Source organism: Roseofilum sp. SBFL (assembly GCF_017746885.1).
In the GTDB taxonomy this organism is placed as follows: domain Bacteria; phylum Cyanobacteriota; class Cyanobacteriia; order Cyanobacteriales; family Desertifilaceae; genus Roseofilum.
This window is the reverse complement of record NZ_JAGHZH010000168.1, coordinates 1-8,502: the sequence shown is the minus strand read 5'-3', so window position 1 is coordinate 8,502 and position 8,502 is coordinate 1. Positions and strand designations below refer to the sequence as shown.

Sequence of the window (8,502 nt, the reverse complement as noted above, 5' to 3'; positions counted from 1 at the left end):
TTCCTAAACCTCACAATTTAGGTTTCTGCTTCATAGCAGTTGCCTTCACAGATTTACTCAGATCGGGTCTTACACTCGCTCCACAGACTGACACCGCAAGTCCTGCGGCCAAAATGTTCTTACTCGCATTTATATCGCGATTAGTAGCTTGTCCAGCACAACTGAGTAAAATACTCAGTTCAAATGGGGATAGCCCAAAGGTTCGAGTCAAGGTTTTCAGCGTAACTGAGTTTTGCACCCTCTCCCTATTGATGTGAACCCCGAAACTCCACACTCCCTTTCCGGTTACAGTATCCTAGGTAAAGAAAAAGAGAAACCAACCCAGCCAAGAGAACATCGTGCTTATGAAAACCTTGCGATCGCCCCATTGGAGCCATTTAGTGGGCACATTAGCCCTAATGATCCCCATTGCTCTAGGAATCCCTCGCCTACCGGCTGCCTATTCCCAAAATAGCCAAAATCGGGCTATTACCTTGCGAGCAGACATTCAAGAAGCCAATTCTAGAACCGGTGTCCTTACCGCCAGAGGTAATGTACAGGTTCTCTATCCAGCCCGCAATATTCAAGCGACAGCCGCCCAAGCTCAATATTTTAGCCGCGAACGGCGGATTGTCCTGAGTGGTAACGTCTATGTTCTCCAAGAAGGCAATAGCATCAGAGGAGAAACCGTTACTTATCTAATTGATGAAGGTCGTTTTGTCGCCCTACCCCAGAGCCAAGGGCAACAAGTCGAAGCAATTTATATTGTTCCGGAATCCACCGATAACGCGGGTAATCCGGCACCCCTACCCCCAACTCCTGATTTGTAGAACTATGCGCTAGAGAATAGGGAATAGGTTATGAGTTCTATAGGAGTCAGGAGTACACAAAGCTTCTGTACAGATACTTTAACCCGATCTGGTATAGTTAATCGGTCAGTGCTGGCAATTCAAAACAAGTTTTATGGGCAAATATTGTGAAGTTGGTATTGGATAACGTTCATAAATCCTATGGACAACGAACAGTGGTTAATCGCGTCTATCTCTCCGTGGCACAAGGAGAAGTTGTGGGATTACTTGGGCCCAATGGAGCTGGAAAAACCACCACCTTTTATATGGGAACTGGTTTAGAAAAACCCAGTCAAGGTAAAATTTGGCTCGGCGATCGCGATATTACCGCCCTCTCTATTTCCGAACGCGCTAAACTCGGTATTGGCTATTTGCCTCAAGAGGCGAGTATTTTTCGCTATCTCACCGTGCGCGAGAATATTTTACTGGTTTTGGAACAAACCCAAGTCCCACGCAGGGAATGGCACTGGCGCACGGAAAAACTCCTCGAAGAATTTCGTCTACAAACCGTTGCCCAGACTAAAGGGATTAAGGTTTCAGGAGGAGAACGCCGACGCACTGAATTAGCTAGAGTTCTAGCTGCGGGTAAAGATGGACCTAAATTTCTCTTTTTAGATGAACCTTTCGCTGGTGTCGATCCGATCGCCGTCTCCGAAATTCAAACCCTCGTCGCCAAGCTGCGCGATCGCCATTTGGGAATTGTGATCACCGATCACAACGTCCGCGAAACCCTCGCCATTACCGATCGAGCCTACATCATGCGCGATGGGGAAATCCTTGCCTCTGGTAATGCGGAAGAACTCTATGAAGATCCCAGAGTGCGACAATATTATTTAGGTGATAATTTCCAACGGTAACCTCATCCTTAACTCCTAACCGCCTATATGACTTCAAGCGTTTCTCAGGAAGACATCAAACTCCAACGCCCCAAATTTTCCCTCGTTTCGGTTATGGATCGGTATCTGATCCAGGAACTGATTTTCCCGTTTCTCTTTGGACTCGGAGCCTTTACTTCCGTAGGAGTGGCGATCGGTACCGTCTTCGATCTCGTCCGCCAAGTGAGTGAAGCCGGACTGCCTGTGGCGATCGCCCTCAAAGTCTTTTTTCTCCAACTACCCTACTTCATCTCCTTCGCCATCCCGACTGCCCTCCTTCTCGGGTGCATCATCGCCTACAGTCGCCTCTCCAGCGACAGCGAATTGATCGCCCTGCGCAGTTGTGGAGTAAGCCTCTACCGTCTCCTGCTTCCCACCCTCATCTTTAGTATCTTTCTCACGGGTATTACCTTCACCTTCAATGAACTCGTTGTTCCTGCTGCCAAACGAGAAGCCACCCTCACCCTAGAGCGAGCGCTCAAACAGGAAACGCCCCTACAAGAGGCGATGAACATCTTTTATCCCGAATACCAGCGCAAAGAACTCGCTGATGGGAAAAGAGTACGTGTTTTAACCCGCCTCTTCTATGCCGAATTTTTCGATGGCAAAGAAATGAAAGGACTGACTATCCTCGACAGATCCCAATCCCAATTTAAACAAATCATCATCTCCGAAGCCGCCTCCTGGAACCAAGATGAAAGCACTTGGGACTTCTTCAACGGCACGATCTACGTCGTCGATCAATCCGGCTCCTTCAAAAATATCGTCAAATTCGATCGCCAACAACTCAAACTTCCCCGCGCTCCCCTCGATCTCGCTTCCATTGGGACGAACTATGAAGAAATGAACATTGCCCAATCCCTCAACTACCTAGAAATTGTTAAAACGAGTGGCGATCAAAAGCAAATTCGCAAACTGCAAATCCGCATTCAACAGCGTTTCGCCATTCCTTTCGCCTGTATTGCCTTTGGCTTAATGGGGGCTGCCCTAGGGACTCGTCCCCAACGCACGGCTGGACGAGCCACCGGTTTCGGCATAAGCGTTTTAATTATCTTTAGCTACTATCTCCTGATGTCTGTGGGCGATGCTCTTGGCTTAAGTGGAGCTATACCTACAGCGATCGCTGGATGGTTACCCACCCTATCCGCCTTCAGTGTAGGGGTTCTACTCCTCTGGCGAGTTGTCCGCTAGGGAAAGGGAAGAGGGGAGGATGTAGGGACGTAAAGACACAGAAACACCGGAAAATAGCCTATTTCCTATTTCCTAGCGCGTAGCACTAGAGTTAAGCCACAGAAGATTGATTAGATTCTACTTCTGCTGTTTCTAAACTGACTGCTTTAGTTTTCTGTCCTTGATAGCGGTAGGAATAATAACCATGGAAAGCAGCATTGATCATTTCTCTTTGATCTGAAAGAGATAATTGAGCCGATTGTACCGAAAACCGCTTAAACCAATCTAACAGCGATCTTTCATCTTCGGTTATGTGACCATCATCATGTAAGCAAGCCATATACAGCAATGTTGTATCTGGACTGAGCAAACTGTCAATCATCATGTGATACGGCGCTTTAGATGCTTTAAATTTACACCCAAGAATTTCTAGTTTTTTTTTGTCTTCAACACTTAACATGTTTATACCTCTATTGAACTATGTTGCACCTGGATTGAGCAATCTTACGGATTGTTAATTTTTGTGTTATTTTAGCAATTTAACTTTGTGAAAATTGTGTTATTCACTACTATTTAATCCAATATTTAATCCAAGTGTTATGATCTCTTGAATTATTCAATTATCGTGATTTATTGCGGGATCTCCCTATTTGTTTATGTATTCTTAATCTTCCTGAAATATTTGTTAAAACCCCCTAGAATTCTATGTAATTAAATCTATTTTTGTCTGTGATTTAAATCAAGCCAGCGGATTCATACAACCGACGCAAAATGGCTAAGATTCTCTGTCCGTATTGGGGATCGGCTGACCAACGGCCACTGAGTTGACCTATTAAAGGAGCAATACCACGGGTAATAAATCGAAATCGGGGAGCCACTAATTCTTGGACTAAAGGTTCCGTACTCGCGTAGGCTTTGAGTTGTTGAATTTGTGCCCTTACACCGATCCGAGCGCTAGGAAAGGATGCACCCGCAGCATTCCCCCCCACATCCCCTAAACCGGCAAAATTATTCTGATTGGGTTGAATTTCTCCGCCAAATCTTAAGAACCCAGTTTCTAAACACATTTGGGCAAAGGCAATATCATAATTGACTCCTTCAATGCTTCCTTCCTCTCGATAGAGACGAGGCAGATCGGGAAATTCTTGGAGTCCTTTTTCATCATTAGCCTTGAGGAACATCATCAGTTGAACTTCAGTTGTTTTGCCGTGGCCCATAATCCGGTCTAGCTCACCAGGACAGAGCTTCAAAATCGATCGCAAAACGACAGTCCGAGTTGCGTTTTCCCAACTTACAGAAATGTTATAGTCTCGCAGCTCGATCGCCTTAATATAAACAACATTGCGATAATTAATCCGGCGTACATCGGGGTCTTGGGTTAAATCAATGCCTAATTGGTCAACTAGATCAATGGGAATATAGGAGTTTCCGTTAATAATCATACCTTCTTCCCCATAAATTTGACCATTAATATTAATGTTGATGGGGGGATAAGTTGGGAATGACGGAGTGGGTGAAGGACTGGGCGCAGGACTAGGAGAGGGATTAACGCCACGGTTCCAAGCCGATAGACCATCGGCGATCCCCAAGGCCATATCCCGGCGACGATTTTGCAGGAGAGCGCGGTCTTCTGGGTTGGTAATTAATCCAACTTCCATGAACAGGGAGGGAATATAAATATTACGAATAAAAGTGAGTCTACCTAAACCACTATTACTATCGGGTTTTGCGCCTCTGGTGGGGAGTTGGGGAACGCGACGTAACAGAGCTAAGAGCATTAATTCGGCATGGGCGCGACGTTCTTCGTTATTGGCGATGTAAAAGACGCTGGCTCCACGCACGGAAGGATTATAAAAGGCGTTAGCATGGATTTCGAGAGCAATATCTCCAGAGCGAGCGCGACTATTGATCCAAGTAATGGTTTGTGCCTCGCTGAGGTCATCGGGAACGCTGAGAACTTCGAGATTGCGCGATCGCAATTCAGCCACGACTAAATCTCGCAGTTGGATCATCTCCCGCGCTTCCGTGGTTCCTCCGGCGATCGCCCCTGGATCGCGCATTCCGTTTTCAAATCCTCCATGACCCGCAGATAGAAAGATTCTTCCCATAATCCTTTACGTTCTCTATTGCCACTAAACTGTGAACATTATCGTTGGTTTTGCCAGCCATGAGTACCCCAAGACTGCATCCAGATACGATCGAAGAGATTAAACAACGAGTTGATATTGTTGAGGTGATCTCGGAACGGGTGGTTCTGAAGAAGAAGGGACGGGAGTTTGTGGGGTTATGTCCGTTCCATGAGGAAAAAAGTCCTAGTTTTACCGTCAGTCCCACGAAGCAGATGTTTTATTGCTTTGGCTGTGGAACGGGGGGAAATGCAATTAGTTTCCTGAAACAGTTGGATAATAGCTCGTTTTCGGAGGTGGTGCTGGATCTGGCGCGGCGCTATGAAGTGCCGATCCGCACGTTAGATGTTGAGGAACGGGAAGAGTTTCAACGTCAGTTATCACTTCAGGAACAATTGTATGAGGTGGTGGCGATCGCCGCTAGTTTTTTCCAACATGCCCTCCATCAACCAGAAGCACAGGAGGCAATGTCCTATCTCAAGGAGCAGCGAGGCTTATCTGAGGAGACGATCCAGGGGTTTGGGTTGGGATATGCACCGGCTGGATGGCAGACCTTATATCGCTATTTGGTGGAGCTTAAGGGCTATTCGGTGAAGGTCGTGGAGCAGGCGGGGTTGGCGATCGAGCGCAAGTCGGGAGCGAGTTATTATGACCGCTTTCGCGATCGCCTGATGATTCCGATTAACGATGTTCAGGGACGGGTTGTGGGGTTTGGGGGGCGATCGCTCGGTGAGGCGCAACCCAAGTATCTCAACTCTCCAGAAACGCCGATTTTTGATAAGGGCAATCTATTATTTGGCTTAGATCGGGCCAAAAAAGCCATTTCTAAACAGGATCGGGCGATCGTAGTTGAGGGCTATTTTGATGCGATCGCCCTCCATGCCGCCGGTATTTCCGAAGTTGTTGCCTCTCTGGGAACTGCCTTAAGTGCATCCCAGGTAAAAAAACTGGTGCGCTATACGCCCTCTAAATCCATTCTCCTCAATTTTGATGCTGACCAAGCCGGAACCACCGCCACGGAACGGGCGATTTCTGAAATTTCCGATTTGGTTTATCACGGCCAAATTCAACTGAGAATCCTGAATCTTCCCCAAGGCAAGGATGCCGATGAATTCCTGAAATCTGCTGGGAGTCGGGAACCTTATTTAGACTTGGTTCAACAAGCTCCTTTATGGCTCGACTGGCAAATTGAACAAACCTTAAAAGGAAAAGACCTCAAAGCTGCCGATCGCTTTCAACAGGTAGCTCAAGAATGGGTGAAACTCCTGAGCAAAATTGAAGATCCAACCACGCGCACGTACTACATTAATCTCTGTGCCGAATATCTCAGTCAAGGAAATAGCGATCGCCTCAAGTTCATTGCCGAAGACTTAGTCAAACAGATACAACGCCTACGCCGCACCCCCAAAACCAAGACCGATCCCAAAATTCCCAAAATTGAGGTTAAGATTACCCCAGAAGATCGCTTGCTGTTCGAGACAGAGAGCCTGATTTTACGCATTTATCTCCATGCACCGGAGGCAAGAGAGTATTTTTTGCAGATTATGGGCGATCGCAATCTCCTCTTCCAATGTGCCCCCCATCGGTTCCTCTGGTCGCAGATTGAAAGTTTGCGGGAAACCTTACCTGTAGATTCTTCGGATTTAGTCTCTAAACTGCAAGATGGGGTCGGGCAATTTCCCAATTATAGCGCTCAATTTCATCCCTTACTTTATTTGCAAGAAAAGCATCTTTCTGATATTCAAAATCCCATTTTATCGATTAACAAAGCAGCCTTAACTTTAGAGCAAATTTTGTGTGGTAAGCGCAGGAGTTATGCAGCCGAGCGCCTCGCTAAGATCGATCCTAAACTCGATCCGCGAGGTTATGACTATTTCACTGAGCAGTTATATTACAATAAGCAGCGAGAAAAAGAGTGCGAGCGGCTACGAAGTACCACAGTTACTGAATTAGTCGGTAGGAGTTGAGGACTCCATCCCCCTATCCTCCACCCACAATGGTAACGATTTCCAGGCGATCGCCCTCTTTCATCTCAGTAGTATCCCAAAACTGGCGATGGAGAATTTCGCCGTTGTATTCCACGGCTACCAAGCGCGGATTTAAGTCTATGGACTCTAAGAACTGGGGTAAACTCATGCCTGTGGCACAAGCTTGAGATTCCCCATTGACTTGTAAGGTTACATCTGTCATATTCAACCTCTACCCCCTCACTGCTTGAGGTTTTTGAATCGCTTTCATCGTTTCCATCCGGATCAATTGGGAGAGGAAATATTGGGTCACCAGTGTGGGTTGTTCTGCTTCCACGATCGCTCGCACGACAGCAATACGATTCGCGCCCGACTCTAGCACCTCATTAAAATTATTCACATCGATGCCACCGATCGCAAACCAAGGAATGGGACAATGCCCAGCCGCATAGCGCACGTAATCATAGCCAGCAGCCGCTTTATTCGGTTTCGTTGGAGTGGCAAACACCGGCCCCACACCCACATAATCTGCTCCTTCGGCGATCGCCTGTTTCATCTCTTCCGGGTTCGTCGTCGAACGACCAATAATTTTCTGAGGCCCCAAAATTTCCCGCGCTACAGCAATGGGAAGATCCTGTTGTCCCAAATGAACCCCATCGGCATCGACCGCCAACGCCAAATCTACGCGGTCATTAATCAAGAACAGAGCGCCATAGCGATCGCATAATTGCCGCAACTTCTGAGCCAAAACCAGACGCTCCCCATCCTCTGTATTCTTATCCCGATATTGAATCAGTTTCAGCCCGCCTTGCAAAGCCGCTTCGGCCACCTCCAACAACTCCGGCATTGGAGAAGTCACCAAATACAACTGCGCCTCTAAAAGCTGCTGATGGCGACCATAGGCCATTAATTGGCTCTCCAGAGTATACACCCGGTAGCGCATTTGCTTACACACTCGGCCCATTTGCCGATCTTCGAGCTTGCCATACTCCTCTAGAACTCGCAGTGCCTCCTCAACCCGACATAAATTGGCCTGGAGCAACTGATGAATCGTTCCTCGATACTCCTCCCGTTCGTGGGTTAACTGGGTTCCCGGATCGTCTGGCGTATTCCGAGCTGCCCGAATTTCTGCCGTATGCCATTGAGCCAACTCCTGGCGCAACCGCTTACACTCCTGGGTCAGATCTGGGTTATTCAACCCAAACCGACACCATTCCTCAATAATCCGCAATCCTTCCCTGGCGCGGTCTAGATTGGCATCTAAAATGCGATAGATAACAGATTTTCCCATAACTTGACCGTTGTATAGCTCCGCCATTACCCCGTTTTGATCGTTCACCATTAGGATATCCTGCCATATAGCGCGAAGCGCTGGTAATAGGTCATATCAAGTCTGGTTGACATCCTCCCCGGTCTAAAGACACGGGGATTCCTAAACCTCACAATTTAGGTTTCTGCTTCATAGCAGTTGCCTTCACAGATTTACTCAGATCGGGTCTTACACTCGCTCCACAGACTGACACCGCAAGTCCTGCGG

At 47.4% G+C, this 8,502-nt stretch carries 8 protein-coding genes and 1 pseudogene; 4 read left to right on the top strand and 5 right to left on the bottom strand.

The window, feature by feature from the left end; translation table 11 throughout:
* Positions 1-10: 10 nt before the first annotated feature.
* Positions 11-142, bottom strand: a pseudogene (locus tag J7545_RS24175) (RNA-guided endonuclease TnpB family protein); the annotation flags it as partial.
* 202 nt (positions 143-344) lie between these two features.
* On the opposite strand from J7545_RS24175, the gene J7545_RS18105 reads away from it, so the two are divergent.
* From J7545_RS18105 to J7545_RS18095, 3 genes are all read left to right on the top strand, one after another.
* Positions 345-809 (top strand): LptA/OstA family protein, encoded by a 465-nt coding sequence (locus J7545_RS18105; RefSeq protein ID WP_318698211.1) that lies wholly within the window; start codon positions 345-347, stop codon positions 807-809.
* 146 nt (positions 810-955) lie between these two features.
* Positions 956-1,684 (top strand): LPS export ABC transporter ATP-binding protein, encoded by a 729-nt coding sequence (lptB, locus tag J7545_RS18100; RefSeq protein ID WP_318738131.1) that lies wholly within the window; start codon positions 956-958, stop codon positions 1,682-1,684.
* Between the two features lie 27 nt (positions 1,685-1,711).
* A complete protein-coding gene (locus J7545_RS18095; protein WP_318698208.1) occupies positions 1,712-2,893 on the top strand; it encodes an LptF/LptG family permease in 1,182 nt (393 codons plus the stop codon).
* A 91-nt stretch (positions 2,894-2,984) separates the two neighbouring features.
* Here the strand turns inward: J7545_RS18095 and J7545_RS18090 are convergent, their stop codons facing one another.
* Both J7545_RS18090 and J7545_RS18085 read right to left on the bottom strand, forming a co-directional pair.
* Complete coding sequence (locus J7545_RS18090; protein WP_318698207.1) at positions 2,985-3,257, bottom strand: hypothetical protein; 273 nt, start codon at positions 3,255-3,257, stop codon at positions 2,985-2,987.
* 349 nt (positions 3,258-3,606) lie between these two features.
* Positions 3,607-4,980, bottom strand: a complete 1,374-nt coding sequence (locus tag J7545_RS18085) for an N-acetylmuramoyl-L-alanine amidase (protein WP_318698206.1) — start codon at positions 4,978-4,980, stop codon at positions 3,607-3,609.
* Between the two features lie 59 nt (positions 4,981-5,039).
* Here J7545_RS18085 and dnaG point away from each other — a divergent pair, with 59 nt between their 5' ends.
* The gene (dnaG, locus tag J7545_RS18080) at positions 5,040-6,965 is read left to right on the top strand and encodes a DNA primase (RefSeq protein WP_318698205.1); all 1,926 of its coding nucleotides are present in this window, start codon (positions 5,040-5,042) and stop codon (positions 6,963-6,965) included.
* 13 nt (positions 6,966-6,978) lie between these two features.
* On the opposite strand, the gene thiS is transcribed toward dnaG, so the two are convergent.
* Complete coding sequence (gene thiS, locus J7545_RS18075; RefSeq protein ID WP_318698204.1) at positions 6,979-7,188, bottom strand: sulfur carrier protein ThiS; 210 nt, start codon at positions 7,186-7,188, stop codon at positions 6,979-6,981.
* A gap of 9 nt (positions 7,189-7,197) precedes the next feature.
* A complete protein-coding gene (locus tag J7545_RS18070; RefSeq protein ID WP_413038632.1) occupies positions 7,198-8,283 on the bottom strand; it encodes a thiamine phosphate synthase in 1,086 nt (361 codons plus the stop codon).
* Between the last annotated feature and the right edge of the window lie 219 nt (positions 8,284-8,502).

Coding starts and splice junctions, on each gene's coding strand:
- J7545_RS18105 (WP_318698211.1), top strand. CDS start 345: ATGAAAACCTTGCGATCGCCCCATTGGAGCCATTTAGTGGGCACATTA.
- J7545_RS18095 (WP_318698208.1), top strand. CDS start 1,712: ATGACTTCAAGCGTTTCTCAGGAAGACATCAAACTCCAACGCCCCAAA.
- J7545_RS18090 (WP_318698207.1), bottom strand. CDS start 3,257: ATGATGATTGACAGTTTGCTCAGTCCAGATACAACATTGCTGTATATG.
- J7545_RS18085 (WP_318698206.1), bottom strand. CDS start 4,980: ATGGGAAGAATCTTTCTATCTGCGGGTCATGGAGGATTTGAAAACGGA.
- dnaG (WP_318698205.1), top strand. CDS start 5,040: ATGAGTACCCCAAGACTGCATCCAGATACGATCGAAGAGATTAAACAA.
- thiS (WP_318698204.1), bottom strand. CDS start 7,188: ATGACAGATGTAACCTTACAAGTCAATGGGGAATCTCAAGCTTGTGCC.
- J7545_RS18070 (WP_413038632.1), bottom strand. CDS start 8,283: ATGGCGGAGCTATACAACGGTCAAGTTATGGGAAAATCTGTTATCTAT.